Here is a 533-nt window from a genome sequence, read left to right on the forward strand (position 1 = left end):
TGGCGTCGACGATGTGGATCTGTCGGTTGGGCATGGGCCAGCCGATGGGTACGTAGGGTCCGCCCCAGCCGGTGGAGGCGTCGTACCAGGTGCACGCCACGGACGCCTCCGCCGGCCCGTACGCGTTCAGGACCCGGGCGCCCGCCGCCAGCCAGCGCTGGACGAGTTGCGGCGGTGCGGCCTCGCCGCCGAGGACGACGCAGCGCAGGCTGGGGCAGGCCGTCGGGTCGAGCGGGGCGACGTTCGTCGCGGGCCCGAAGGTGTGGGTGACGCCGTGCCGCTCGATGAGCCCGGTGAGCCGGCGTACGTCGAGCAGGTCGTCGCGGGAGCAGACGACGACGCGTCCACCGGAGATGAGCGTGGCGAAGACCTCCCCGAACGCGGCGTCGAAGACCGGTGCGGCCGAGTGCAGCATTCTGCTGTCGGGGCCGATGGCGCACTCGTCGGCCATCCAGGTCAGGAAGTTGGTCAGCTTCTCGTGCGTCAACACCACACCCTTCGGGATGCCCGTCGACCCCGACGTGTAGATCACG

Annotated in this window: 1 protein-coding gene; it reads right to left on the reverse strand. The window is 71.1% G+C overall.

Annotation, left to right across the window (positions count from 1 at the left end):
* Positions 1 to 487 (reverse strand): AMP-binding protein (locus LPA42_RS33415; RefSeq protein ID WP_228987147.1); only part of this gene is annotated, 487 nt, incomplete at its 3' end.
* Positions 488 to 533 lie beyond the last annotated feature (46 nt).

The sequence above is a fragment of the Micromonospora sp. DH13 genome, from assembly GCF_020873825.1.
In the GTDB taxonomy this organism is placed as follows: Bacteria; Actinomycetota; Actinomycetes; order Mycobacteriales; family Micromonosporaceae; genus Micromonospora; species Micromonospora haikouensis.